22 protein-coding genes are annotated in these 25,147 nt (G+C 67.1%); 11 read left to right on the top strand and 11 right to left on the bottom strand.

The window, feature by feature from the left end; translation table 11 throughout:
- Positions 1-185 precede the first annotated feature (185 nt).
- The 3 genes from IFT87_RS14480 to IFT87_RS14470 form a co-directional block, all read right to left on the bottom strand.
- Complete coding sequence (locus IFT87_RS14480) at positions 186-629, bottom strand: VOC family protein (RefSeq protein ID WP_052149280.1); 444 nt, start codon at positions 627-629, stop codon at positions 186-188.
- A gap of 189 nt (positions 630-818) precedes the next feature.
- Positions 819-3,824 carry a TonB-dependent receptor gene (locus IFT87_RS14475; protein WP_192191141.1) on the bottom strand — a complete coding sequence of 1,002 codons (3,006 nt, stop codon included), beginning with the start codon at positions 3,822-3,824 and terminating at the stop codon, positions 819-821.
- Positions 3,825-4,063: 239 nt separating this feature from the next.
- Positions 4,064-4,810 (bottom strand): FadR/GntR family transcriptional regulator, encoded by a 747-nt coding sequence (locus IFT87_RS14470; protein ID WP_031439703.1) that lies wholly within the window; start codon positions 4,808-4,810, stop codon positions 4,064-4,066.
- Between the two features lie 276 nt (positions 4,811-5,086).
- On the opposite strand from IFT87_RS14470, the gene IFT87_RS14465 reads away from it, so the two are divergent.
- Genes IFT87_RS14465 through IFT87_RS14440 form a run of 6 tightly spaced genes read left to right on the top strand, consistent with a single transcriptional unit; the run spans position 5,087 to position 13,338 of the window.
- Positions 5,087-6,484, top strand: coding sequence for a 3-keto-disaccharide hydrolase (locus tag IFT87_RS14465; protein ID WP_081874157.1), 1,398 nt, complete (start codon positions 5,087-5,089; stop codon positions 6,482-6,484).
- 13 nt (positions 6,485-6,497) lie between these two features.
- Positions 6,498-7,808, top strand: coding sequence for a Gfo/Idh/MocA family protein (locus tag IFT87_RS14460; RefSeq protein ID WP_192191013.1), 1,311 nt, complete (start codon positions 6,498-6,500; stop codon positions 7,806-7,808).
- A 1-nt stretch (position 7,809) separates the two neighbouring features.
- Complete coding sequence (locus IFT87_RS14455) at positions 7,810-8,664, top strand: FAD:protein FMN transferase (RefSeq protein ID WP_042466612.1); 855 nt, start codon at positions 7,810-7,812, stop codon at positions 8,662-8,664.
- On the top strand, positions 8,661-9,932 hold the full coding sequence (locus IFT87_RS14450) for a Gfo/Idh/MocA family protein (protein ID WP_192191011.1): 1,272 nt from the start codon (positions 8,661-8,663) through the stop codon (positions 9,930-9,932). The genes IFT87_RS14455 and IFT87_RS14450 overlap by 4 nt, the downstream gene beginning before the upstream one ends.
- Before the next feature lie 14 nt (positions 9,933-9,946).
- Entirely contained in the window at positions 9,947-11,104 is a 1,158-nt protein-coding gene (locus IFT87_RS14445; RefSeq protein WP_031440490.1) for a Gfo/Idh/MocA family protein, read from the top strand.
- Positions 11,101-13,338: a GH92 family glycosyl hydrolase gene (locus IFT87_RS14440; RefSeq protein ID WP_192191010.1), complete on the top strand. Its 2,238-nt coding sequence runs from the start codon at positions 11,101-11,103 to the stop codon at positions 13,336-13,338. The genes IFT87_RS14445 and IFT87_RS14440 overlap by 4 nt, the downstream gene beginning before the upstream one ends.
- Before the next feature lie 13 nt (positions 13,339-13,351).
- Here IFT87_RS14440 and IFT87_RS14435 read toward each other — a convergent pair whose 3' ends face one another.
- Positions 13,352-14,506, bottom strand: coding sequence for a cellulase family glycosylhydrolase (locus tag IFT87_RS14435; protein WP_192191008.1), 1,155 nt, complete (start codon positions 14,504-14,506; stop codon positions 13,352-13,354).
- Between the two features lie 258 nt (positions 14,507-14,764).
- Here IFT87_RS14435 and IFT87_RS14430 point away from each other — a divergent pair, with 258 nt between their 5' ends.
- Entirely contained in the window at positions 14,765-15,664 is a 900-nt protein-coding gene (locus IFT87_RS14430) for a 2-dehydro-3-deoxygalactonokinase (RefSeq protein WP_037530028.1), read from the top strand.
- The gene (locus IFT87_RS14425; RefSeq protein WP_192191006.1) at positions 15,661-16,296 is read left to right on the top strand and encodes a 2-dehydro-3-deoxy-6-phosphogalactonate aldolase; all 636 of its coding nucleotides are present in this window, start codon (positions 15,661-15,663) and stop codon (positions 16,294-16,296) included. The genes IFT87_RS14430 and IFT87_RS14425 overlap by 4 nt, the downstream gene beginning before the upstream one ends.
- Before the next feature lie 33 nt (positions 16,297-16,329).
- Here the strand turns inward: IFT87_RS14425 and lldD are convergent, their stop codons facing one another.
- The 5 genes from lldD to fucP are packed head-to-tail and all read right to left on the bottom strand — an operon-like array spanning position 16,330 to position 21,720.
- Positions 16,330-17,463, bottom strand: coding sequence for an FMN-dependent L-lactate dehydrogenase LldD (gene lldD / locus IFT87_RS14420; protein WP_192191005.1), 1,134 nt, complete (start codon positions 17,461-17,463; stop codon positions 16,330-16,332).
- A gap of 7 nt (positions 17,464-17,470) precedes the next feature.
- Positions 17,471-18,760, bottom strand: coding sequence for an L-fuconate dehydratase (locus IFT87_RS14415; protein WP_192191003.1), 1,290 nt, complete (start codon positions 18,758-18,760; stop codon positions 17,471-17,473).
- Positions 18,757-19,605, bottom strand: a complete 849-nt coding sequence (locus IFT87_RS14410; RefSeq protein ID WP_192191002.1) for a fumarylacetoacetate hydrolase family protein — start codon at positions 19,603-19,605, stop codon at positions 18,757-18,759. The genes IFT87_RS14415 and IFT87_RS14410 overlap by 4 nt, the downstream gene beginning before the upstream one ends.
- Before the next feature lie 43 nt (positions 19,606-19,648).
- Positions 19,649-20,389 carry an SDR family oxidoreductase gene (locus IFT87_RS14405; protein WP_192138841.1) on the bottom strand — a complete coding sequence of 247 codons (741 nt, stop codon included), beginning with the start codon at positions 20,387-20,389 and terminating at the stop codon, positions 19,649-19,651.
- The gene (fucP, locus tag IFT87_RS14400) at positions 20,386-21,720 is read right to left on the bottom strand and encodes an L-fucose:H+ symporter permease (RefSeq protein WP_192191001.1); all 1,335 of its coding nucleotides are present in this window, start codon (positions 21,718-21,720) and stop codon (positions 20,386-20,388) included. Before fucP ends, IFT87_RS14405 begins: the two co-directional genes overlap by 4 nt.
- 118 nt (positions 21,721-21,838) lie before the next feature.
- On the opposite strand from fucP, the gene IFT87_RS14395 reads away from it, so the two are divergent.
- Positions 21,839-22,693 carry an amidohydrolase family protein gene (locus IFT87_RS14395; protein ID WP_192191000.1) on the top strand — a complete coding sequence of 285 codons (855 nt, stop codon included), beginning with the start codon at positions 21,839-21,841 and terminating at the stop codon, positions 22,691-22,693.
- Positions 22,690-23,466: an SDR family oxidoreductase gene (locus tag IFT87_RS14390; RefSeq protein WP_192190999.1), complete on the top strand. Its 777-nt coding sequence runs from the start codon at positions 22,690-22,692 to the stop codon at positions 23,464-23,466. The genes IFT87_RS14395 and IFT87_RS14390 overlap by 4 nt, the downstream gene beginning before the upstream one ends.
- Before the next feature lie 4 nt (positions 23,467-23,470).
- On the opposite strand, the gene IFT87_RS14385 is transcribed toward IFT87_RS14390, so the two are convergent.
- Both IFT87_RS14385 and IFT87_RS14380 read right to left on the bottom strand, forming a co-directional pair.
- A complete protein-coding gene (locus tag IFT87_RS14385) occupies positions 23,471-23,809 on the bottom strand; it encodes an L-rhamnose mutarotase (RefSeq protein WP_031441679.1) in 339 nt (112 codons plus the stop codon).
- Positions 23,810-23,856: 47 nt separating this feature from the next.
- Positions 23,857-24,669, bottom strand: a complete 813-nt coding sequence (locus IFT87_RS14380) for an IclR family transcriptional regulator (protein WP_192190998.1) — start codon at positions 24,667-24,669, stop codon at positions 23,857-23,859.
- 144 nt (positions 24,670-24,813) lie between these two features.
- Here IFT87_RS14380 and IFT87_RS14375 point away from each other — a divergent pair, with 144 nt between their 5' ends.
- Positions 24,814-25,134, top strand: a complete 321-nt coding sequence (locus tag IFT87_RS14375) for a hypothetical protein (protein ID WP_031441677.1) — start codon at positions 24,814-24,816, stop codon at positions 25,132-25,134.
- Positions 25,135-25,147 lie beyond the last annotated feature (13 nt).

The following is a 25,147-nucleotide window of genomic DNA, read 5'->3' as shown; positions in this document are numbered from 1 at the left end:
CGATCTCTCCTGTGGCGCACCGCGCCTAGGGGCAGCGTACACCAGTTTATGTGTCGTGCTGATGTCTTTCAGGGCTCGGGGTGCAGCGCAAATCTAAAAAGATCAAACAGCGTGCTCGTCCATGCGGTGCGGCGGCGGCCAAGAGAGGCGCCGCTCGATAACCTTGGTCGAGATCGGCCGCCACGTCATCGTGGCGCAGTGCCGCGAGCATCCCCGATCTCCAGCCAATAGCCATCGGGATCCTGCGCATAGATCTGGCGGACGCCGTCGAACCGGAGCTGCATCGTGTGCGGTGTGCCCGCAAGGTCGGTCCAGACGCGTCCGTGCCGGTCGAGCCAGGCAATGACGGTGGCGAGATCGTCGACGTGCAGCGCCAGATGCTCGTTCCGGTTCGAGGGTTTCGGCGTCGTACGGCCGTCGAGGATGTGGAGCGCGAGGCCGTTGCCCAGATCGAGCCAGCGGCGGTTCTTGAGCGGCGTCGGGATGATCCGCAGGCCGAACGCCTCATGATAGAAGGCCGCGCTGCGGTCGATGTCCGCTGCCTGGATCGCGACATGCTCGGCGGTCGCCGCTGGCGCCGCTGTCGTTTGCAACGCTGCAAGCGCGAGTAGAATGGATGGCACGATCATGAGGCCCGATCCCTGAAATATGTGTTCAGCGCGTTCGTGACGATGAAGGCCCGGACCCATGCGGCGCGCCGTCGGCACCGTCGTCAAAGAAAGAACCGGGTGCGCCGCACGTGACGTGCAGCGCACCCGGAGATCGGGTCGACATCGGCAGGGGGGGGCGCGCCGATATCGACCAGAACCATGAAGTCCTCAGAACTGGAAATTGACCGCGAGCGCGTAGGTACGGCCGAAATAGGATGTGTAGAGCGGATCCTGACGCACCGTGTCGACGGTCAGGCGGTTGGTTTCGTCAGTGATGTTAGATACTTCGGCGATCAACTTGATATGCTCGTTGAGATTGTACGAGGCCGAGGCGTCGACGAAGATCGAACTCGCATTGGCGGTCGAATCCGCGTCGACCGAGCCGCTGGGGACGGCGGTCAGGAAGGCCGCGCGATAGTTGACCGTCGAGCGGATGCTGAACTTGTCGTCTTCGTAATAGAGCGTCCCGCTTGCCGTTTCGGGCGACAGCCCGACCAGCGGCGCGGTCCGGGACAATGTCGGCGAGATGACGTAGTTGATGTTCGACCGGACCCGCGTGAAGTTGCCGAGTGCGCCGAAATTGCGCAGCACGCCGGGCAGGAAGGTGAAGGGCAGCTGGACGTTGACCTCGAACCCGCGCAGTGGCCCGCCCTCCGTGTTGTTGCTCCGCTGGACGGTGAACACGTCGGTCGGGCGCAACTGCGTTCCGTTGAGCAGCGTCAGCGGCAGGCCGATATCCTGGAACGCGACCGCCTGGCTGGTCGTCTGGATGTAGCTCTCGATATTCTTGTAGAAATACGCGACCGAGATCAGCGAGCCCTTGGCGAAATACCATTCGAGCGCCGCGTCGAACGTGTTGGCACGGATCGGCTCGAGGAAGGGATTGCTGAAGGTTGCGGTCTGGATGACGAGGTTCGCGGAGCCTGCGGGGATCAGCTGGCCATAGGCTGGCCGTGACATGACGCGGGCGACCGAGGCGCGCGCGATCAGCTCGGGCGTGATGTCGAGCGCGAGGTTCGCCGACGGCAGCCAGTCGTCATAGCTGCGGCCGACCTCCGATATCACGAACCGCGAGGGATAGAGCGACCCGGCAGGCGCGGCCGAGGTGATCGGGCCGTAGGTGTCGAGCTTGGTATGGACGTATCGTACGCCCGCATCGCCGCGCAGTGCGAAGGGCAGCGAGTTGGCGGTGTTGAACTTCACCATCGCATAGCCCGAGGCATATTTCTCATCGACGCCGCCATACGTGCCCTTGGCGCATTCGAGGCTGCAATAGACATAATTGTCGAGCCCGACCGCGTCGCGGAACTTCTCGGGATCGATCGAGACGAAATCCTGCAACAGCCCGTCCAGGTTGCTGCCGATGCCAGTCGTCACGGTGGTGAGGCTGGCGAGCGTCACGCCCGACGGGAGCGCGAGTGGCGTGTTGGTGGCGAGCTGCCGTTCCCGCGCGGTATATTTGTTGGTGCGATACTGGCCGCCGATCTGCAGCGTGAAGTCGGGGGCGGCCTCCCATTCGCCGTTGAGTTCGAAGGTCTTGCTCGTGATCGTGTTACGACGGATGAAGTTCGACAGCTGACCGCGCTGGTCGCCGTTGGCGAGCGGCGGGCCATATTGGAAGAGCGCGGGATTGGTCGTGTCGATTCCGTAGCCGATCTTCGGAATGTCGGGATTGTCGCGGAAGTCGATCGAGAAGTCGCGCGTGTCGTTGGCATCGATTGCGACCTGTAGGCGGTCGACGTCGAGCCGCGACTGGTTGATGCCGGCCAGACCATAGACCCGGACGGTGTCGGAGAAGCGGTGGTCGAGGTTCAGATTGACCTGGCGGTAGGTCGAGGTGAACTTCTCCTGCTGCATCTCCGACCGCAGATCGACGCCGTCGAACAGCCCGTGGATCAGCGACCCATTGTCATCGACCTCGATCTCGCGGACCGACGTCAGCGGCTGGCCGTTGTTCGAGATCGCGCGCCCGAACGAGCGTGCATCGAAATAGGTGTCGAGCCGATCCACCTTGAACCGCGAATACAGCCCGTCGAGCGAGATGTCGGTATTGTCGCCAGGCTTCCATTGCAGCGTCAGGGTGCCCGCGAGACGCTGCTGCTCCTGGTCGCTTTTCGCGGGTCGCGGCAGGCGGGGGAGATAGACGCCGCCGCCCGGACGACCGTTCACCCCGGTCCGGCTCATGACATAATCATAGGCCGCCGCCGTGCTCGTGCGCGGATTTCCAGTGCTGCAATTATTGGCGTCCGCGCCGATCGGCGTACCGTTCGGCTGGGCGTAGCCGGCGGTCGGACTGTTCGTCGCGGCCCCGCGAAAGCTGTAGCCGACCGGGGTGCAGAAGGGGAAGATCACGCCGGCATTCGCGGTGCCCGCAGGCTGCGCCTGGCCATAGACCGTGGTCGGCACGACATCGGCGGCCGAATAGGCATATTCGGCGATATGTCGCTTCGAATAGGCGATGCTGCCGAGGATGCCGAACGTGTCGCCGAACTGCTTGGAGACCAGCGCGGACAGGCGCGGATCGGCCTTCTTGCTGATGTCGTTGTAGATACCGCGCGCAGTGCCGGTGAGCACGAAGCTCTTCTTCTGGTCGAACGGCTTGGGCGCGCGCAGGTCGACCGTCGCACCCAGCGAACCTTCCTCGACATCGGCCGACAGCGTCTTGCGGACCGACAGTGCCGAGAAGATTTCGGTCGGGAAGGTCACGAAGTCGAACGAACGGCCGGTCGCGACGCCGCCGCGAATGTCGGTGCCGCTGACCTGCGACACGCCTTCCATTCCGTTGATGCGCACGCGCGTGAACTGCGCGCCGAGGCCGCGGACCGAGATATTGCGGCCCTCGCCGCCGTCACCGCGCGAGAGCGCGACGCCGGGGATGCGCTGCATAGACTCGGCGAGGTTGGAGTCGGGGAACTTGCCGATATCCTCTGCGACGATGCTGTCGATCGCGGCGGTCTCGTTACGCTTCTGGTTCAGTGCGTTGTTCAGCGAGGCGCGGAACCCGGTCACGACGATATCGGCGTTTTCCGGCTCGGACGTCTGGGTTGGGTCGACAGGATCGGGTGAACTCGTCTGGCTGTCGGCTGGTTGCGGCACCTGGCTGCCCGCGGTTCGCTGGGCCATGGCCGGCGCGGCGACCAACAGACCAATGACGCTCGTCGAGATAAGCAGCATGCGCTTATCGAAGCTCTTGTGGCTCAAGGACCCTCTCCCGATAGGCCGGTCGCGCTGAGTCGGCGCGGCCCGACATTTTGCCGCCCCAGTTTTCTAGGGTCGGCGTAGGTCGTCAGGTATCAGGGCCACAGAAATATGACAATATGGAATCATTTGGTCAGACAATTAGTTTGACCAATATTTTGAGGCGCATCCGTAGCCGCGATTTGACAGCATGCACCTCTAGACGCCGGGGCGGGTCAGACCGAGCGACGGGCCAGGGCACGGCGGCGCTGGACGGTCGCGGCCCGCGCGCGTTCGACCGCTTCGGTCTCGGTGACGTCGAGCAGGTGGTCGATCACACGCGCAAGGTGATCGCGCATCGCGTTGCGCGCGTCGACCGGCGAGCGCGCCTCCAGCGCGGTCAGGATCCGGCCGTGCTCGGCCATGCGGTTCTCCGTGCCGAGGCTTCCCGCCTTCGCCAAGACCTCGCGCGCGAGCGGCGAGCGGAAGCGCATGTCCCAGAAGTCGGCCACCGCGGAGATGATCACCGCATTGCCGGTCGCCTCGGCGATCGCGATGTGGAACCGGCGATCCGCGTCCTCTGCCGCGATCGTGTCGTCCTGATCCATCTGCGCCAGCAGACCGCGTAGCTCGACCAGCTGCTCCTCCGTGATCTCGGTCGCGGCGACCGCGGCGACTTCGCCTTCGAGCAGGCGACGCGCCTCGGTGATCTCGAACGCGCCGATATCGAGTTCCTGCTCCGAGTCGTTCGATGACGATGCCAGCACGAACACGCCCGAGCCCTTGCGGGCCTCGACCATGCCCTTCATCTCGAGTGCGATCATCGCCTCGCGGATCGTCGGGCGACTGACCTGAAACCGCTCCGTCAGATCGCGTTCGGCGGGCAGGCGACCGCCGACCTGGAATACCCCGTCCGCGATGTCCGTCATGATCGCCTGCACGATCTTGCGGTAGAGTTTACCGCCGCCTTCAGCGTCCTGCATTGCATTCCTCGTTCGATAGACGGCAGCCTGAACGTCGGCGCCGTCCCCTACATCGCGCGGACACCGGCATCGTCAAGTCCGGTAAGCCCCGAACCAGCGGAAACATCGATAAAATGCCTTACAATCTGTTTGCATGTGGCCCGACCACAAATTAGGGTCGGTTTTGGAGAGACGTACGGCAGCGACATGTCGGCGGTGAAACGATGCGAGACGACCGGACCTGTCCGGATAGGGCTGCCCAGCCCGTGCTCGCAGAAAAGAGAAAAGGGGAGGCGAATGGTTCGAGCACTCGCAATTCTGACCTTGGCGGCCGCACCGTTGCTGCTGCTGCCGTCGGTCGACGCGGCCCCTGCGTCTCAATCCTCCACAGATCAGGCAAAAGCACCGTGGCGCGACGTGACCCCGCGCGCGGGGCTGGCCGGCTGGCGCGCGACCGGCGGCAACGCGACCTACGCGTTCGAGAATGGCGAGCTGATCGGGCGCGCCGAGCCCGGCAAGACCAATAGCTGGCTCGTGTCCGAGGCGCAGTATGGCGACTTCATCGTCGAGTTCGATGCGAAGACCGACCCTGCGCTCAATTCGGGGATGATGATCCGCGGACAGAGCCGGCCCGATTATCGCAGCGGCGTCGTGCACGGCTATCAGGTCGAGATCGATCCGTCGGCCCGTGCGTGGAGCGCGGGCATGTATGACGAACAGCGCCGGCAATGGCTGTATACGCTCGGCCGCAACGCGCCCGCGCGGCAGACCTTCCGCTCGGGCGACTGGAACCACTACCGTGTCGAGGCGATCGGCACGCGGTTGCGCAGCTGGATCAACGGCGTGCCCGCGACCGATACCGTCGACGATGTCGATGCGCGCGGGTTCATCGCGTTCCAGGTCCATGCGATCCCCGACGCGGACGCCGCGCGGCATCCCGAGGTGCGGTTCCGCAACGTCCGCGTGATCACCGATGCGCCGGCGCGCTACGCGATGCCCGCGACCGCGCTGCCGCAGCAGGGCTGGCTGAGCAATAAGCTGTCCGCAGAGGAGCAGCGCGAAGGCTGGAAACTGCTGTGGGACGGCAAGACCGGTGCCGGCTGGCGCGGCGCGAAGGGGACAGTGTTTCCAACGACGGGCTGGACGATGGCGGGGGGCGTGCTGCGCGTAGACGGCGGCGGCGGCGACATCGTCACGACGCGCGAATATCGCGATTTCGAGCTCTCGGTCGATTTCAAGCTGGCACCCGGCGCGAACAGCGGGATCAAGTATTTCGTCGATGCCGGCCTGCTGAAGCGCAAGGGCGAGGCGCTCGGGCTGGAATATCAGCTGCTCGACGATGCGCGGCATCCCGATGCGAAGATGGGTCGCGACGGCAACCGGACGCTCGGCTCGCTCTACGATCTGATCGCGGCGAAGAACCTGTCCGACCCGGCAAGCCCGGGCAAGCGGATCAATCCGCCGGGCGAATGGAACCGGGCGGTGATCGTGGTGCGCGGCGCGCGTGTCGAGCACTGGCTGAACGGCTTCAAGATGGTCGAATATGACCGCGGGTCGCCGGCGTTCCGCGCGCTGGTGGCACAAAGCAAATATGCCGGGATCGCCGGGTTCGGCGACGCCGTGCAGGGGCCGATCCTGCTGCAGGATCATGGCGACCGGGTCGAGTTCCGGTCGATCAAGCTGCGTACACTCTAAGGGGGATCAAGCGATGGACCGTCGGACGCTGATAAAGGGCGCGGGCGCGACGCTCGGCATGGCGATGACCGCGCGCAGCTATGCACGGATCAAGGGCGCGAACGACCGGCTCAGCGTCGCGATCGTCGGCGTGAACAGCCGCGGCCAGGCGCATATGAGCGCGTTCACCAAGGTCCCGAACGTCGAGGTCACGCATTTCTGCGACGTCGACTCGGCGGTGCTGGCCAAGCGCGCGGCGGCCTTTGCCGCGAAGGGCCATGCCGCGCCGCGGACCGAAGGCGATTATCGAAAGCTGCTCGACAACAAGGCGATCGACATCATCACCGTCGCGACGCCCGATCACTGGCACGCCAAGCTGGCGGTCGACGGGATGAAGTCGGGCCATCACGTCTATTGCGAGAAGCCGATCGGCATCGCGCCCGCCGAGGGCGAGGCGATGATCGCCGCGCAGAAGAACACCGGGCGCCAGCTGCAGGTCGGCAACCAGCAGCGGTCGAGCCCCGAGACGCGGCAGCTGCTCGCGCTGGTCCAGGCGGGCGAGCTGGGCGACGTGTACGAGGCGCAGACCTGGTACGCCAATAATCGCGGATCGATCGGCAAGGGGCAGCAGGTCGCACCGCCCGCGACGCTCGACTGGGACATGTGGCAGGGCCCGCGCCCGCGTGCGGCGTACCGGTCGAACCTGGTGCCGTATAACTGGCACTGGTTCTGGCAATATGGAACGGGCGAGCTGTGCAACAACGCAATGCACGAACTCGATATCGCGCGCTGGCTGATGGGCCTGACCTATCCGACGAAGGTCGAGGCGAAGGGGGCCAAGCGCTTCCACGCGGGCGACGACTGGGAGATGTACGACTCGCTGTCGCTCGACCTGAATTACGACAAGGACCGCGTGATCCGCTGGAACGGGCAGAGCTGCAACGCGATGCAGACTTATGGCCGCGGCCGCGGCGTGCTGCTGCTCGGGACAAAGGGGTCGGCGGTGGTCGATCGCAACGGGTTCGAACTCTATGATCTGGCGGGCAAGTCGATCCGGCAGGTAATGGCCAAGGCGACGTCGGAGACGACCGGCACGGTCGGCGAGGGGGTGCTCGACGTCTATCACGCGAACAATTTCGTCGATGTGATCCGCGGCAAGGCCACCACGCTCAACTCGCCGATCACCGAGGGGCATATCAGCACGACTCTCTGCCATCTGGGCAACATGGCCTATCGCACCAACAGCGTGCTGACCGTCGATCCCGCGACCGGCAGGCCGAGCAGTGCCGAGGCGATGAAGCTGTGGTCGGTCGCCTATGAACCTGGCTGGGAGGTCAAGGCCTGACGTGGGTATCGCCGCGCGGGTCGAGCGCTTCGTCGCGATGGGGACGCGGATCGAGCTTCACGTCTTCGGTTCAGGGTCTGCGGATGTGATGGTCGCGGCGCGGCGCGCGATCGAAAGCGTCGACGACGCGCTGACGATCCACCGGCCGTCGCCGACGACCGCGCTCAACGACGAACTGCTCGCTGGGCACGGCGTCGCGATCGACGATCCGGTATTGATCGACGCGCTGGTCGCGATCGACGAGGCGCATGCGCTGACCCTAGGCCTGTTCGATCCGGCCGCCGATCGGCGGTTCGCCGGGGCGGGCTGGGGCGATCTCGTGTTCGACCGCAGCACCGCGCGGATCGCCGCGACCCGGCCGCTCGCGCTCGATTTCGGCGGATTCGGCAAGGGCTTCGCACTCGACCGCGCGAGCGCCGCGCTGCGCAAGGCGGGCGTCGTCTGCGCGTGCCTGTCCGCGGGTGAAAGCTCGATCGCGGTGATCGGGGAGCATCCGCTGGGCGGCGGGTGGCCGTTCGCGATCCCCGATCCGTCGTGCACTGACGCGGTGCTGGTCGAGGTCGAGCTAGTCGACGAGGCGCTCTCGATCTCGACGACGGTCGGCGCCGGCACGCAGGCGCCCGAGCGCGCGGCGATGATCCGCCCCACCGATGGCGGGATCGTGACCGCGGCGCGCTGTACCGTGGCGATCGATCGCAGCGGCGGCATAGCGGAGGCGATGAGCACCGCGCTGCTCGTCGCCGATGCGGCACGCGCGCGACGCCTGCTCGACGCGGCGCCGGCGCGGCGGTTCCTGTACGATCTTTCCAAGGCGGCGGCGCCGACCGACGACACAGCAAGGATGCAAGCGGCATGACCGACAAGGATTTCGACCTCTCGCGGCGATCGTTCATCGATCGCGTGCTGACGGCGACGGCGGGCGCGGGGATGGCGGCCGCCGCACCCTGGGCGGTGTCCGCAGCCTCCGCCGCGGCGGGCGCCGAGCCGGTCAAGTCGAACCCGGTGCGGCTGGGCGTGATCGGCACGGGCGACCGCGGCCGCGCGCTGATCCAGAACATCGCCAAGTCGCGCAACTGCACGGTCGTCGCGATCTGCGACAGCTATGCGCCGAACCTCGTCAAGGCGCAGCAATGGGCGCCGACCGCGCGGCGCTTTGCCGATCACCGCGCGATGCTCGATGCGCGCGGGATCGACGCGGTGGTCATCGCGACGCCGCTCGACACGCATGCGAAGCTCTGCTTCGACGCGTTCGACGCCGGGCTGCACGTCTGGTGCGAAAAGGCGATGGCGCGGACGATCGCCGATTGCGGCGCGATGATCACGCACGCCAAGGCGGCGGGCAAGATCCTTCAGATCGGGCATCAGCGGATGTTCCACCCGACCTACCTCAACGCACTGAAGCGCGCGCGCGCGGGCGAGATCGGCACGCTGACACAGATCCGCGCGAGCTGGCACCGCAACAATGCCTGGCGCCGCGCGGTGCCTGCCGATGCGAACGACCGGCAGATCAACTGGCGGCTGTACCGCGACCGGTCGGCAGGGCTGATGACCGAGCTCGCGACGCATCAGCTTCAGGTCGGTAACTGGTTTCTCGACGCGGTGCCGACGCGGGTGATCGGGTCGGGCAGCATCTGTTTCTGGAAGGACGGCCGCGAGGTCTATGACCATGTCGCGCTGATCTACGAATATAGCGGCGGGCGGAAACTGATCTACACCTCGCTGCTCAACAATGCGCGTTATGGCTGCGAGGAGCAGATCCAGGGCAGCAAGGGGACGATCGAGCCCGAGCTGGGACGCATCTATCAGGAAGTGCCTGCCAAGGTTCTGGCGTTGCAGCGGATGCACAAGGACGTCGCGCGCGGCCACAAGCGCACGGTGCCGATCGGCGGCGCGACCTGGTTCCCCGAGCTGCCCGTGACGACACCCGGCGAGTCGCTTGGCTGGGGCGAATATGACGAGACGATGCTGCAGTTCGAGGGCTTTGGCGAGGCGGTGCGCGCGGGCAAGCCGCTGCCCGGCCTGTTGCGCCAGGCCTATCAGGCGAGCGTCGCGTCGCTGCTCGGCGAGCAGGCGATGGACAGCAACCAAGCAATGACCTGGCCGACGAACCTGGTCGCGATCTGAAAGGGGATAGAGCTGTGAGCGACACCAACCGCCGGGGACTTCTCGGGCTCGGACTGACCGCCGGACTGGCCGCGGGCTTCGCTGCCGACGCGTTCGCGCAATCCGCCACGCGCGGCGACGCGCCGACCGAGGGGGCGGTGGCCAAGCCCGCGCCCGAAGCCAAATACCGCGTGCCGTTCGCGGTGATCGGGATGGACCACAACCATATCTATGGCATCACCGACGCGGTGATCCGCGGCGGCGGCGTGCTGACCGCCTTCTACGCGACCGATCCCAAGCAGATCGCGATGTTCCGCAAACGCTATGGCGACATCAAGCTGGCACGGTCCGAGCAGGAGATCCTCGACGACCGCGCGATCAAGCTGGTGTGCAGCGCAGCGATCCCCGTGCTGCGCGCGCCGCTGGGCATCCGCGTGATGCGCGCCGGCAAGGATTATCTGAGCGACAAGGCCGCGGTCGTGACGCTCAAGCAGCTCGCCGATGTCCGCCGCGCGATCCGCGAGACGGGACGCAAGTTCGCGATCATGTATTCCGAGCGGCTCGAGGTGCCCGCCGCGGTGATGGCGGGGCAGCTCGTCCATGACGGCGCGATCGGGCGCGTGATCCAGACGATCAACCTCGCGCCGCACCGCCTGTCCGCACCGAGCCGTCCCGACTGGTTCTGGGACCCGGCGCGCAACGGCGGCATTCTGACCGATGTCGGCAGCCACCAGGCGGACCAGTTCGTCTATCTGACGGGCAGCAAGCGCGCGCAGGTGCTCGCGTCGCAGACGGGCAATTTCGGCAATCCCGCGCATCCCAAGTTCGAGGATTTCGGCGACATGATGCTGAGCGGCGATGGCGGTGCGGGCTATGTCCGCGTCGACTGGTTCACGCCCGACGGCCTGTCGACCTGGGGCGACGGCCGCCTCTTCATCCTCGGCACCGAGGGCTATATCGAGCTCCGCAAATACGTCGACATCGCGGGACGTCCGGGCGGCAACCACCTGCTGATCGCGGACAAGAAGGGCACGCGCTATCTCGATTGCTCGAAGGTGCCGCTGCCGTTCGGACCGCAGTTCGTGACCGACCTGGTCGAACGCACGTCGGTCGCGCAGGATCAGGAGGGCGCGCTGCTCGCCGCCGAACTCGTGCTGACCGCGGAGGCGCGTGCGACTCCGGCGAAGCGATGACGGCGCGCCGCGGCGCGGCGGCCTGCACAGTGCTGCGCGCGATCGGCATCGGCGTGGCGCTTGCGGCGGCCGCACCAGCCGCACCGGGGCCGGGTCGCGATCCCCTGCCGCTCAGCGACTATGTCGATCCCCTGATCGGTACCGGGGACGACGACGAGGGCGACACGATCCCGGGGCCGACGCTGCCCGCGGGGTCGATCCACCCCAGCCCGAACACGATCACCGCGGCGACCAGCAATGCAGGCTATGACCGCGCCGCACCGCTGAGCGGGTTCGCGCAGCTGCATACGCAGGGGTCGGGCGGGGTGCCGAGCTATGGCACGTTCCTCGTCTCGCCGCAGACGGGGCCGCTCGCGACGACCGAGGCGGAGCATCTCTCGCCCAAGCGCGACGAACGCGCGCGGGCGGACGGCTACCGCGTGACGCTCGCGCGCTATGACACCGACGTCGAGATCGCGCCCGCGCACCATGCTGCGCTGTACCGCTTCACCTTTCCGGACAGCGGCGACGCGCATCTGCTGTTCGACGTGACGCGCAAGATCATGGGCGAGCTCGGCACCGCGGGATCCGAGGTGACGCTATTTCCCGAGCAGGGCAAGATCGTCGGCCGCGTCCGCACCCGGCATTACTGGTCGCCCGCGGAGGTCGATATTTGGTTCGTCGCCAGGGTCGACGCGAAGCCGACCGCCTGGGGAGTCGAACGCGCCAACGTCCGCACCCCCGGCGCGACGCGCGCGAGCGCGCCCGCCGACCAGCCGCTGCGCGCCTGGTGGACGTTCGGCAGCGCGGGTCGCGAGCCCGTGACGATGAAGATCGCGGTTTCCTTCGCCAGCGCGGCGCGCGCCGAAGCGCTGCTCGCACAGGACCTGCCCGGCTGGGACATGGCCGCGGTTCGCAGCGCGGCGGGCAAGGCGTGGAACGACGCGCTCGGGCGGATCACGATTGACGGGGCCGGCCCGGCGGACCGGCGGCGCTTCTACACCGCGCTCTACCACAGCGTCATCCAGCCACGCGACCGGACGCAGGACCAAGCGGACAGCGAGCGCGCGTCGCCGCTCTATGACGATCACTATACGCTGTGGGACACGTATCACACGCTCTTCCCGCTGATGTCGCTGATCCGGCCCAAGGCCTATGCGGGCGTGATCGGATCGTTCGTGCGGACGTGGGAACGCTATGGCGCGGCGGATACCGCGTTCATCGCCGGGCGCAATTTCCATGTCGGCCAAGCGGGCGACGAGGTCGACAATGTGCTCGGCGAGGGGTTCCTGCGCGGTGTCCCCGGCGTCGACTGGAAGAAGGCGGCGGACGTCGTCCTGTTCAACGCGTTCGAGCGGCGCCGGCCGCGCTATCTGGTCGACGGCTATTTCGCGGTCGACGATCGCAGCCCCGAGGGGACGCCGCAGCGGTCACGCTCGGGGTCGGCGACGATGGGCATGGCGCTCAACGACTATTACGCGGCGAAGGTCGCGGCAGGCACGGGGCATGCGGCCGAAGCCGCGCTGCTCGAGACGCGCGCGCGGAACTGGCGCAACGTCTGGGATCCGCGCGCGGCGAGCGACGGCTATACCGGGTTCGTGGGGCCACGCTTTGCCGACGGACGTTTCCAGCCGAACGATCCCAAGCGCGGCTGGGACGGCAAGACGCACGACAATTTCGGCTTTTACGAGGGGACGGGCTGGATCTACTCCTATGCCGCGGTCCACGACGTTCCGGGCATGGTCGCGATCATGGGCGGGCGCGCGGCGTTCACGCGGCGGTTGCAGCATGCGTTCGATGCGGGGCTGATCGACTTCACCAACGAGCCGTCCTTCTCGACGCCCTGGCTGTTCAGCGAGGTCGGCCGGCCCGATCTGGCGAGCAAATATGCCGATATCGTCTTCCGGCGGTTTACCGCGGACGCCTATCCCGGCGACGAAGACAGCGGCGCGATGAGTTCGCATTACGTGTTCAACCGCCTCGGTCTGTTCCCGAAGCTCGGCAGCGACCTCTATTATCTTCACGCGCCACACCAGCCGCGGAGCCGGATCACGCTCGAGAGCGGTCGGACGTTCACCATAGTCGCGCGCGGACAGGGGACGGGGACGCGCTATATCCGCGCGGCGCAGCTCAACGGGCGACCGCTCGACACGCCGTTCGTGTCGCAGGCCGCGATCCTGCAGGGCGGGACGCTCGAGCTCGATCTGGGTTGCACGCCGAACGACTGGGGTCGCGCGGCGTCGTCGCTGCCCTGAGACCCGATCGGCGTCAGCGCCAATGTGCGCCGGGTTCGCCGGGAACCACGGTCTTTGGTGCCGCGCTCAGCCGGCGGATCAGGTCGGTCTCCGCCTTGCGATACGGCGTGCCGTCGGTGCGGAAGACCTCGTGGAACCAGATCGTCGGCTCCTCCAGCACATAGGGCTTCTTCCAGCTGTCCAAGGGCAGCCGCGTCTGCGTCTTTCCATCGACGAACCCCCAGTTCATCATCGCGACATTGTAGCGCTTGGCGATCGGCAGCGAGCCGTCGAACGTCGATCCGTTGCCGCGCGCCATATATTCGGTGCACAGGATCGGCCGGTTGTACGGCAGCAGCTGACGCACGCGCGCCTCGAACGTCTCTGGCCAGCTGTAGTCGTGTAAGCTGATGACGTCGGACTGGCCGAGCTGGAGCGTCTCCATCGGCGACAGCTTGCCACCGGTCGGGGTCCAGTCGTCATGCTGCCACACGCCCGACGTCAGCGGCTGTGACGGGTCGGCATCGCGCGCCCAGTCGAACGCCTGCGCCAGAAGCGCGCGGACGAGCGGTTCCTTGCCCTCCTGGCCCTTATACTGATCGGCGCCATTGTCGGGTTCGTTCCAGACGTCCCAGCCCAGGATGCGATCGTCTTTCGCGAACGCCCCGACGATCCCCTGCACATAGGCCTTGTACGCGGGGTAGCGGCTCCGGTCGCGCAACCCCGGCAGGCCCGGACCCTGCACCCAGCCCGAATTGTGGACGCCGGGAATCGGCGGATGCTGTGGCCCGAGCTTCGGATCGGGATCCCAGCAGCTGTCGAACAGCACGAACAGCGGGCGGATGCCGTGCGCCTGCGCGATCGTCAGGAACGCGTCGATGCGGCGCTTGAAGCCTTCGGGATCCTGGACCCAGAGCTGGTCGTGGAGGAACACGCGCATCGTGTTCATCCCGATCCCTTGGGCGAGGCCGAGTTCGTGATCGATCCGCTTGGGATCCCAGGTCGCCGCCTGCCACATTTCGAGCTGGTTGATCGCGGAGGCGGGGGTGTAGTTCGCGCCCACCAGCCAGGGCTGCCTCGCGTACCAGGCCCTGGCCTGCGCCTCGGTCCAGCGCGGGCGGGCATCGGCGGTGCCGACGCCTAGCACACTCGTCGTCGCCGCGAGCGCGGCCAGCAATAGCTTGCCCATGTCTTCCTCCCCTGTCGGTCATTCTCGTTGCAGATCAGGTACGTCAGGCCGAATTGAACGTGGGCCAGGCCGGTCCATTGCGAGAACAGCGAGGCAATTGCTTCTTCGTCGCACATAATTATAGGATTAGTAATAGGCGTCGCGCGGATCAGCGTCGGCTGCGAACGGGAGCCCGGTTCTGGAAAAGCGTTTGATTTCGCCCGATCGGGTGATCGCAACGGGTTCGCCATTCGCCCTCAGCCACCTCAGGCGCGGTCGATGAGCTATACCGTCGCTGGCGACTGGGGCACGAGCAACCTGCGGCTCTACCGGATCGAGGACGGTGCGGTCGTCGATCGCGCGGCGGGGCCCGGTATCGGGGACCTTGGCGACCAGACGCCCAAGCAGGTGCTGCGCACCGCGCTCGCACGCTGGCGCGTGATATCGGATCCGCGCGCGATCCATCTCTGCGGCATGGTGGGGTCGCGTAACGGCTGGATCGAGATTCCCTATGTCGACTGTCCTGCGGATCCGGCGATCTGGGCGGCGGGATCGGCGCGTGCGATGGTCGACCGGATCCCCGTCACGATCGGCGCGGGGCTTGCCTGCACGCGCGGGGCTGGCGCACCCGATGTGATGCGCGGCGAGGAAACGCAGATCTTCGGTGCGATGGCGCTTGTGCCCGGTCTTGCGGCCGGACGTCATCTGATCGCGCTGCCCGGTACGCACAGCAAATGGGCGACCGTCGAGGATGGCCGGGTGACCGGGTTCCAGACGTTCGTGACGGGCGAGCTGTTCGCGCTGCTGCGGCGGCATTCGACGTTGACGCGTGCGGCGGCGGATGATGGCGCGCCCGAGGATGAAGCCATCGGTTTCGGTGCGGGCCTCGACCGCATCTCGGAGGGCGGGCATCTGCTCGGCGCGCTGTTCGAGACGCGGGCAGCGCAACTGCGCACGGGCGCCAGCGGCCGCTGGGCGCTGGGGTTCCTGTCCGGGCTGGTCATCGGTGCCGAGATCGCCGAGATCCTGCCCGCGGCCACTGGCACCATCACACTGATCGGTGATCCGGCGCTCGCCGACCGCTACAACCGGGTGCTCGCGGCGCGCGGCCTCGGCGCTACCGTTCATACCGGCGAAGCCTGTGCGCTTGCCGGCCTTGCCTTGCTGGAGACACCATGACCGTCGATGATCTGCTCGCATCGGGCACTGCGCCCATCGTCGCCATCCTGCGCGGTGTGGCACCCGACGAGGTGCTGGCGATCGGCGAGGCTCTGGTCGACGCCGGCATCCGCCTGATCGAGGTGCCGTTCAACTCGCCAGACCCGGCGACGAGCATCCGCATGCTGCAGCAAGCGTTCGGCGATCGGGCCGCGATCGGCGGGGGGACGGTGCTCGACATCGCTGCGGTCGAGGCGCTGGCCGCGACCGGCGGTACGATCATGGTGACGCCCAACACGAACCCCGCCGTCATCGCCCGCGGCGTCGAACTCGGGCTCGAGCCCATGCCCGGGTTCGCCACGCCGACCGAGGCGTTCCAGGCGATCGCCGCGGGTGCACGACGCCTGAAGCTGTTCCCCGCGGTCGCGTTCGGGCCCGCCTATCTGAAGGCGGTGCGCGAGATCCTGCCGAAGACTGTCCGCGTCTGGGCGGTCGGCGGCACCGGGGCGGACAATCTCGCCGATTGGCTGGCGGCGGGTGCCGAGGGGATCGGCGTCGGTGGCGCGCTCTACAAGCCGGGCGACACCGCCGCCGTCGTCGGCACCCGCGCCCGCGCTCTCGTCGCAGCGTGGCAGGCGGCGCGGTCCGTGTAACGCGGGGCTTGGGTAGCGCGGTCGTCCGCAATCCTAGGCCAGGATGGTCCGATCGATATCGGCGATCCGGCGGACGCCCGTCAGCGCCATCGCGACGCGCATCTCGCGTTCGATCAGCGTCAACAGCAGGTCGACCCCGGCCTCGCCCCGCGCGGCCAGCGCATAGACCCAGGCGCGGCCGAGCAGCACGCCCTCCGCGCCGAGTGCAAGCATCCGCACGACGTCTAGCCCCGACCGTACGCCGGAGTCCGCCAGCACCGTGACCTGGCCGCGGACCGCGTCCGCGATCGCCGGCAGTGCGCGTGCAGTCGACAGCACGCCGTCGAGCTGCCGGCCGCCATGGTTCGAGACGATAATGCCGTCCGCGCCGATCTTCACCGCCTCGCGCGCATCCTCGACGTCGAGGATCCCCTTGATGATCAGCGGCCCATCCCAGGCCGAGCGGATCCATTCGAGATCGGCCCAGCCGATCGACGGATCGAAGTTCGCACCGAGCCAGCCCATATAGTCGTTGAGCCCGCTGTTGCTGCCGAGCACGGGTTCGAGGTTGCCGAGCTTGTGCGGCCGCCCGCGCAACCCGACGTCCCACGCCCAGCCGGGCCGGCCCATCGCCTGCAGGACGCGCTTCAGGGGCGCACCCGCGCCGGACATGCCGGAATGCGCGTCGCGGTACCGCGCGCCCGGGACCGGCATGTCGACGGTGAAGACGAGCGCTTCCGCGCCGATCCGTTTCGCCGTGGCGATCAGGTCGCGCATGAACGCCCGGTCGCGGATGACGTAGAGCTGGAACCACAACGCGCCCGTGCCGCTCGCCTGCTTCACCTCCGACAAGGGACAGATCGAAACCGTCGACAGGCAGAAGGGCACGCCCGCGTTGGTCGCGGCACGGGCTGCCTGGGTTTCGCCGCGCCGATGATACATGCCGCTGATCCCGACCGGGCCGAGCGCAACGGGCAGCGCCATCGTCCGCCCGAACAGCGACGTCGTCAGATCGATGTCGGCGACGTCGCGCAGCACGCGCTGGCGCAGCGCAATGTCGGCAAGGTCGTCGACATTGCGCCGCAGCGTCTGCTCCGCATAGGCACCGCCATCCGCATAATCGAACAGGAAGCGCGGCAGCCGCCGTCGGGCGGCCTCGCGAAAGTCGTGCGTCGAGGCGATGATCATGACGCCATCAGTATCGCACTTCCGCCGATACCGCATAAAGTTCGAGCGATGCGGGCTTCATCTCGATCGAATAGCCCGGCTGCGTCGGCGGCATATAGGCGGCATCGCGGATGACGCAGGGATCGACGAAATGCTCGTGCAGATGATCGACATATTCAATCACCCGACCCTCGCGCGTGCCCGAAAAGCACAGATAGTCGATCATCGACAGGTGCTGGACATATTCGCACAGCCCCACGCCACCGGCATGCGGACAGACCGGCAGGTCGTGCTTGGCCGCCATCAGCAGGACCGCGAGCACCTCGTTGACGCCGCCGAGACGGCACGCGTCGATCTGCACGACGTCGATCGCGCCCGCGTCCATGAACTGTTTGAACAGGATGCGGTTCTGGCACATCTCGCCGGTCGCGACCTTGACCGAACCGATCCCGCGGCGGATCTTGGCATGGCCAAGCACGTCGTCGGGGCTGGTCGGCTCCTCGATGAACCACGGGTTCGCGAAGGCGAGCGCGTTGACCCATTCGATCGCCTGGTCGACCTCCCAGATCTGGTTGGCGTCGATCATCAGCTTGGCGTGCGGACCGATCGCCTCGCGCGCGATCCGCAGCCGGCGGATATCGTCGTCCAGATCGCGCCCGACCTTCAGCTTGATATGATCGAACCCGGCATCGACCGCCTCGCGCGCCAGCCGGTAGAGCTTCTCGTCCGAATAGCCGAGCCAGCCCGCCGACGTCGTGTAGCAGGGAAAGCCCTCGGCCTTGAGCGTCGCGACGCGCTCCGCCTTGCCCTCGGCCCGCTTGGTCAGCAGCGCGAGCGCCTCGTCGGGCGTGATGCAGTCGGTGATGTAGCGGAAGTCGATCGTGCGGACGAGTTCCTCGGGCGTCATGTCCGCGACCAGCTGCCAGACCGGCTTGCCGACGCTTTTCGCCCACAGATCCCACACCGCGTTGACGACGGCGCCGGTCGCCAGGTGGATCGCGCCCTTGTCGGGGCCGATCCAGCGCAACTGGCTGTCATTGGTGACGTGGCGCCAGAACCGCCCGGCATCCGCCGCGATCCAGTCGAGGTCGAGCCCGATCACCCGCTCGCGCAGTGCGCCGATCGCGGCGACGCAGATCTCGTTGCCGCGCCCGATCGTGAAGGTCAGGCCGTGTCCTTCGAGCCCGGCCGTGTCCGTTTCCAGCACGACATAGGCGGCCGAGTAATCGGGGTCGGGATTCATCGCGTCCGAGCCGTCGAGCGAAAGGCTGGTCGGGAAGCGGACGTCGCGAATGCGCAGCCCGGTGATCGTCGTCATGCGCGCGCTTCCACGACGCGCTGGGTCTGCTCGCCAAGGCCGTCGATGCCAAGCCGCATGACATTGCCCACCGCCAGATATTTGGGCGGCTTCTGGCCGAGGCCGACGCCGGGGGGCGTGCCGGTCGAGATCACGTCGCCCGACTGGAGGCTCATGAAGCGGCTGAGATAGGACACGATCTCGGCCACCCCGAACACCATCGTCGCGGTCGTGCCGTCCTGATACTTGTGACCATCGACCTCGAGCCACAGACGCAGCGCCTGCGGATCGGGCACCTCGTCGGCCGTGACCAGCCACGGGCCGATCGGGCCGAACGTGTCGCAGCCCTTGCCCTTGTCCCAGGTGCCGCCGCGCTCGAGCTGGTATTCGCGCTCGCTGACGTCGTTGATGACGCAATAGCCGGCGACGTGCGCCATCGCGTCGGCTTCATCGATATAGCGCCCGGGCTTGCCGATCACGACGCCGAGTTCGACTTCCCAGTCGAGCTTGGTCGAGCCGCGGGGCATTTCGACCGCGTCGTCGGGGCCGCAGATCGCGCTGGTCCATTTGTTGAAAATGACCGGCTCCTTGGGCACATCCATCCCGCTTTCGGCGGCGTGATCGCTGTAATTGAGGCCGATGCAGATGAACTTGCCGACCGCGCCGACGCAGGCGCCGTAGCGCGGCGTGCCGTCGACCAGCGGCAACGTCGCCGGGTCGATCACGGCCAGCGTCGCGATCCCCTCGGGCGTCAGCGTGTCGCCGGCAATGTCGCCCACGACCCCCGACAGATCGCGGATCGCACCATCGGCATCGAGCATGCCGGGCTTTTCATGGCCGATCGGGCCGTAGCGTAACAGTTTCATGGAGCGAACGTCCTCTGGTTCTAGGTCGTGGGGAAGGGGGTGGTTAGTTGACCCAGCCGCCGTCGATGACATGGGTCGTGCCGGTGGTGAATGCACTCTCGTCGGACGCAAGGTACAACGCGAGCGCTGCGATCTCCTCGGGGCGGCCAAGGCGGCCGACGGGCTGGCGCGCGACGAAGGCGGCGGTCGCCTCTTCGAGCGGAATACCGGCCGCGCTCGCCTGCTCGGCGACACGCTGGCGCAGCGACGGGGAGTCGATCGTGCCCGGGCAGATCGCGTTGCAGCGGACGCCGCGCAGGACATAATCCGCCGCGATCGCCTTGGTCAGCCCGATCACCGCGGCCTTGGTCGTGCCATAGGCGAAGCGATTGGGAATGCCCTTCACGCTCGATGCGATCGACGCGAGGTTGACGATCGATCCGCTGCCCTGCGCGAGCATGCCCGGCAGGAAGGCCCGGCACAGCCGGTACATCGACGTGACGTTCAGGGACATCGAAAAGGCAAAGGCGTCCTCGTCGCAGGCCAGGATATCGCCCGCATGGACATAGCCTGCACCGTTGACGAGGATGTCGATGTCGCCGATCTGCGCCGGCAGCGCCGCGACCGCTTCTGCATCGGTGACGTCGAGCATGATGGGCGTGACGCCCGGGACCGTCGCGAGCAGTTCGCCGTTCAGGTCGGCGGCGTAGACCGTCGCGCCCTGTGCGACGAACGCCTCCGCGATCGATCGGCCGATGCCCTGTGCCGCAGCGGTCACCAGCGCGCGTTTACCGTTCAGTCTCAATGGATCGTCCTCATGGTAGGGGAAAGGGGGGCGTCGGTCGCGCCGCGCGCGAACAGTGCGACGACCGCGAAACAGATCAGCGGCAATGCCATCGCGACGTGCAGGCCACCCGCTGCGCCGGCGATCAGGCCCATCACCGGGGGCACCAGCGCCCCACCGATGATCGCCATGATGATCAGCGAGGAGCCGATCGTCGCGCGCGGTCCGAGATCGCGGACGCCGAGCGCGAAGATCGTCGGGAACATGATCGACATGAAGAAGCTGGTCAGGCCGAGCGCACCGACCGCGATCCCGCCGCCCGACAGCATCGCGACCGCGCAGAGCGCGATGTTGGCGACCGCGCACCCGAACAGCAACCGGGTCGCCGGCAGCCGGTGCATCAGCGCCGCGCCGATGAACCGCCCCGCCATGAACAACACAAGGCTGAGCGACAACAGATAGGCGGCCGAACGCTCGGGCGTGGCGGGCAGGCTGTCCTTCACGAAATCGACGAAGAAGCTCCAGATGCCGACCTGTGCGCCGACATAGAAAAACTGTGCGACGACCGCGCGCCACAGCCCCGGCGCGTGCAGGACCGTGAACAGCCCGTCATGCGCGCTGTCGTCGGTCTTGGTGTCGAGCGCGGGAAGGCGGACCAGTGCGATGGCGACGCCGACCAGCACAACGATGATCGCCAGCAGCAGATAGGGCACCTGCACCATGCGCGCCTCGGCGACGCGATAGGCAACCAGCTGCGCCTGCGGCATCGTCGTCAGCGTCGCCGCGTCATGCTCGACGCCTGAGAAGATAAACAGACCGCCGATCGTCGGGGCAAGCACCGCGCCGAAGCCGTTGAACGCCTGGGCGAGGTTCAGACGCTGCGAGGCGCGCGCCGGGTCGCCGAACGCGACGATATAGGGGTTGGCGGCAGTTTCCAGGAAGGCAGCACCCGAAGCCAGCACGAACAGCGCGCCGAGAAAGGCGGCATATTCGCGGACTTCGGCGGCGGGCCAGAACAGCAGTGCGCCGATCGCGTACAGCGCCAGTCCGGTCAATATGCCTGCGCGGTATCCGAAGCGGCGCATGACCAGACCCGCGGGCAGCGCCATCACGAAATAGCCGACATAGAAGACGAACTGGATCAGGCCGGCCTGCGCGCGGTTGAGGTCGAGCGCCTTCTGAAACTGGCGAATCAGGATGTCGTTGAAGTTGTTGGCAAGCGCCCAAAGGAAGAACAGGCTGGTGACGAGGATGAAGCCCGTCCGAAATCCCGGCCGGATGAAGCGCCCGGTGCTCGTCGCGGTGTCAGCTATGTCGCCCATGTGGCTCGAGCCCTTCGCAGCGTGTGCCATGACATCCTCTCATCGTCGCCTCTGGTGCGATTGCCGCCATCATAGGCCTTGAGAGAGGTTTGCATATATAAAAAATCATGTCACAGGTGAGCAACAAGTGAAGGGATGCAAAAGCCCGATGGTGAAGAGGATCGATGCGCACCAGCATTTCTGGCGCTATCGCACGGCGGAGTATGACTGGATCCAGCCCGGCAGTGCGCTTGCGCGCGACCGGCTCCCGGTCGACGTCCGGCCCGCGCTGGAGGCCGCCGCGTTCGACGGCTGCATCGCGGTGCAGGCCTGCCACAGCGCGGCGGAGACCGACTGGCTGCTCGCGCTCGCGGACGCGACTCCTTGGATCATGGGTGTCGTCGGCTGGGTCGACCTGACTGCGCCCGACGTCGCAGCCCGGCTCGACCGTCACGCATCGCGGTCGCTTGTGGGCATACGGCACATCGCGCAGGACGAACCCGATCCGCGCTATCTGCTGCGCGAGGATGTCCTGCGCGGCGTGCGGACGATCCTGGCGCGCGGTCTCGCCTATGACATACTCGTCCGCGGGCCGGCACAACTGGGATGCGTTCCCGACATGCTCGCAGCGGCCGGGCCGGGGGCGCTGGTGCTCGATCATGGCGGCAAGCCCGACATCGCGGGTGGCGAATGGGGCCCCTGGGCCCGGACGATCGCAGCCATCGCCGCCTTTCCAGGCGTCACCTGCAAACTATCGGGGCTGGTGACCGAGGCCGATCACGCCGCCTGGTCGCCGACCGACATCGCGCGGTATCTCGACCATCTGCTCGCCTGCTTCGGACCGGACCGGCTGATCTTCGGATCCGACTGGCCGGTGTGCCTGCTTGCCGCCGAGCATGCGGCGGTGGTCGACCTGGTCGAAACCTTCGTCGCGCGCGCCTGCCCGGGGCATCGCGATGCGATCTTTGGCGGCACGGCGGCGTGCGTCTACCGCTTATCAACTATCGAGGATGGACTATCATGAAGCTCGGACTCGACGGTAAACTGGTGATCGTCACCGGCGGTGGCGCCGGGATCGGCGGCGCGATCTCGACCCTGCTAGCGGAGGAGGGGGCGATCCCCGCGATCCTCGGGCGCAGCGCGCTCGACCCTGCGTTCGAGGCGAATATCCGTACGCTTCAGCCCGCAACGATGTTCATCCGTACCGAGATGACCGACGACGCCGCCTGCGCCTCGGCAGTCGCACAGATCGTCGCGGCGGGGCACGGCATCCACGGCCTGGTCAACAATGCGGGCGCCAATGACGGGATCGGGCTGGACGCGGGAACGGCGGCCTTCCTCGCGTCGCTGGTCGCCAATGTCGGCCATTATTACGGCATGGCGCATCATTGCCTGCCGCATCTGAAGGCCAGCCGCGGCGCGATCGTCAACATCTCGTCGAAGACCGCGCTGACCGGGCAGGGGCAGACCAGCGGCTATGTCGCCGCCAAGGCCGCACAGCTTGGCCTGACGCGCGAATGGGCGGCGGCGCTGGTCGGCGACGGCGTCCGCGTCAACGCGGTGCTCCCCGCCGAAGTGATGACGCCGCTCTACCGCGCGTGGATCGACACGTTCGACGATCCGCAGGCCAAGCTCGACGAGATTGCGGGCAACATCCCGCTCGGCCGCCGGTTGACGACCGATCGCGAGATTGCCGATACCGTGGTGTTCCTGCTGTCGGCGCGGTCTTCGCACACGACCGGGCAGTGGATCATCCCCGATGGCGGCTACACGCATCTCGACCGTACGCTGACCTGACCGGTCAGCCCTGCTCGTCGAGCGCGAAGATCCGTTCGGCGGGCAGCCATTTCTCGCCTGGCTGCGCGCTCGGCAACGGACGCTGGAGGCGCGACATCGCGGCTTCCCACGCGACCACGGCGGGATCGGACGCGTCGGCCGCGGCCTTCGCCTCGGGGTCGAAGCCGGGACCGGTCCGCATCATCATCACCAGCCGGTCATCGCGCTGATAGATGTCCATCGCCTCGATCCCCGCCGCCCGGATCGAGGCGAGCACGGCAGGCGGCACCGCACGGTGGCGATCGCGATACGCCGCGATCAGCGCGGCATCGTCGTGAAGGTCGAGGAAGAGGCAGTGCCACATGGTATCGTGTTCCAGTTCGAAAGGGGTAGGCGGCGCGCTTGCAGCGATCAGCCGTCGGATGCCGCGTCCGGCGCGCCATGGTCGACGACCCGCTGATACAGCCCGTCGCGGACTTCGGGGGACAGTTGCTCGGCGATCGTCGCGGCGGCGTGGCGCAGCACCGCCTGCGACGCGTCCAGCGTCACGCGCGCGCCCGGGCCATCGACGAACGGCACGGTCAACGCCGCCCGCGCGGACCCCATCACCAGAATGGGCACCGACATGTCGGTGATCGCATTCAGGACCGGACTTGGGGTGGTGTGCAGACCCTTCGCCGCGATCGCGTCCAGCTCCGCCGCCAGCGCGGCCGTGTCGAAATCCGCACCGGCCAGACGCACGTCGTCGAGCATGGCCTGGCGCACGTCCGCCGACTGGAACGCGAGCAGGACGCGTCCCGACGCCGAGCGATGCAGCGGTCGGCGATAGCCAACCCGGATGGCAAAGCCCGACAGGCTGGGGGCCTCGACGCCGACGATCACGACCATCTCGGCACCCGACGCCACCGCCATGTGACAGCTTTGCCCGGTCCGCCGCGCGACCTCGCTCATCACCGGGAGCGCGATCCCGACGAGGTTGCGGACCGGTGGCTGGCTCATGCCGAGCGCGAACAGCCGGTTGGTCAGGCGGTAACCGTCATCGCCCCGCGCGATATAGCGGTGTTCCTCGAGCACCTGCAGCATGCGGAAGATCTCACTGACCGACCGGCCGAGCGCGGTCGAGATATCCGACATGTTGAGCGGCGCGGTGGCGGCGGCCAGCAGCTCGAGGATCTCAAGCCCCTTTTTGAGCGCGGGCGCCTGATAGCGCGATTTCGTCGTCATGGCTCCCCCGGTGCGCTTTTTGCGGCTTCTACGATCACCCACGCCAAGAACATAGCGGCTCCGTCGCAGGCTAGTAATTCAGGCCCCGCTATGGCGTGCGATCAGACGCATGGCATGCCGTGACAGACCTGCTAAGGCGGCGGCATGTCGAAAAATCTCAGCACTTCCGGTACCATCGACGTCGATGGCACCACCTATGACTGGCGCCTCGAGAGCGAGCCGCAATGGTCGGACGACGACGGGTGGAAGGGGATGGTCCTTTCGCTGCTCGAAAAGGACTGCCAGCGTGAGGCGATGCTCGAATTTCCCGCCCCCAAGCGCCTGCTGAAGGGGTTGCCGCGCGGACGGCTTCAGATCGACGATCCGACCATTTCGCGCGGTATCCGGGCGGCGTTGGGCGCAGGCTGGGAGCCGATGTCGCGCGGCAAGCCCGTGGTGTTCGTTGTCGACGCCGAGGGCAATTAAGCGCGCCTCCGCG

This window comes from Sphingomonas sp. CFBP 8765 (assembly GCF_014841445.1).
GTDB lineage: Bacteria > Pseudomonadota > Alphaproteobacteria > Sphingomonadales > Sphingomonadaceae > Sphingomonas > Sphingomonas aerolata.
The sequence above is the reverse complement of the archived record's forward strand: the minus strand, read 5'-3'. Positions and strand labels throughout refer to the sequence as shown.

Coding starts and splice junctions, on each gene's coding strand:
- IFT87_RS14480 (WP_052149280.1), bottom strand. CDS start 629: ATGATCGTGCCATCCATTCTACTCGCGCTTGCAGCGTTGCAAACGACA.
- IFT87_RS14475 (WP_192191141.1), bottom strand. CDS start 3,824: ATGCTGCTTATCTCGACGAGCGTCATTGGTCTGTTGGTCGCCGCGCCG.
- IFT87_RS14470 (WP_031439703.1), bottom strand. CDS start 4,810: ATGCAGGACGCTGAAGGCGGCGGTAAACTCTACCGCAAGATCGTGCAG.
- IFT87_RS14465 (WP_081874157.1), top strand. CDS start 5,087: ATGGTTCGAGCACTCGCAATTCTGACCTTGGCGGCCGCACCGTTGCTG.
- IFT87_RS14460 (WP_192191013.1), top strand. CDS start 6,498: ATGGACCGTCGGACGCTGATAAAGGGCGCGGGCGCGACGCTCGGCATG.
- IFT87_RS14450 (WP_192191011.1), top strand. CDS start 8,661: ATGACCGACAAGGATTTCGACCTCTCGCGGCGATCGTTCATCGATCGC.
- IFT87_RS14440 (WP_192191010.1), top strand. CDS start 11,101: ATGACGGCGCGCCGCGGCGCGGCGGCCTGCACAGTGCTGCGCGCGATC.
- IFT87_RS14435 (WP_192191008.1), bottom strand. CDS start 14,506: ATGGGCAAGCTATTGCTGGCCGCGCTCGCGGCGACGACGAGTGTGCTA.
- IFT87_RS14430 (WP_037530028.1), top strand. CDS start 14,765: ATGAGCTATACCGTCGCTGGCGACTGGGGCACGAGCAACCTGCGGCTC.
- IFT87_RS14425 (WP_192191006.1), top strand. CDS start 15,661: ATGACCGTCGATGATCTGCTCGCATCGGGCACTGCGCCCATCGTCGCC.
- lldD (WP_192191005.1), bottom strand. CDS start 17,463: ATGATCATCGCCTCGACGCACGACTTTCGCGAGGCCGCCCGACGGCGG.
- IFT87_RS14415 (WP_192191003.1), bottom strand. CDS start 18,760: ATGACGACGATCACCGGGCTGCGCATTCGCGACGTCCGCTTCCCGACC.
- IFT87_RS14410 (WP_192191002.1), bottom strand. CDS start 19,605: ATGAAACTGTTACGCTACGGCCCGATCGGCCATGAAAAGCCCGGCATG.
- fucP (WP_192191001.1), bottom strand. CDS start 21,720: ATGGCACACGCTGCGAAGGGCTCGAGCCACATGGGCGACATAGCTGAC.
- IFT87_RS14395 (WP_192191000.1), top strand. CDS start 21,839: ATGGTGAAGAGGATCGATGCGCACCAGCATTTCTGGCGCTATCGCACG.
- IFT87_RS14390 (WP_192190999.1), top strand. CDS start 22,690: ATGAAGCTCGGACTCGACGGTAAACTGGTGATCGTCACCGGCGGTGGC.
- IFT87_RS14385 (WP_031441679.1), bottom strand. CDS start 23,809: ATGTGGCACTGCCTCTTCCTCGACCTTCACGACGATGCCGCGCTGATC.
- IFT87_RS14380 (WP_192190998.1), bottom strand. CDS start 24,669: ATGACGACGAAATCGCGCTATCAGGCGCCCGCGCTCAAAAAGGGGCTT.
- IFT87_RS14375 (WP_031441677.1), top strand. CDS start 24,814: ATGTCGAAAAATCTCAGCACTTCCGGTACCATCGACGTCGATGGCACC.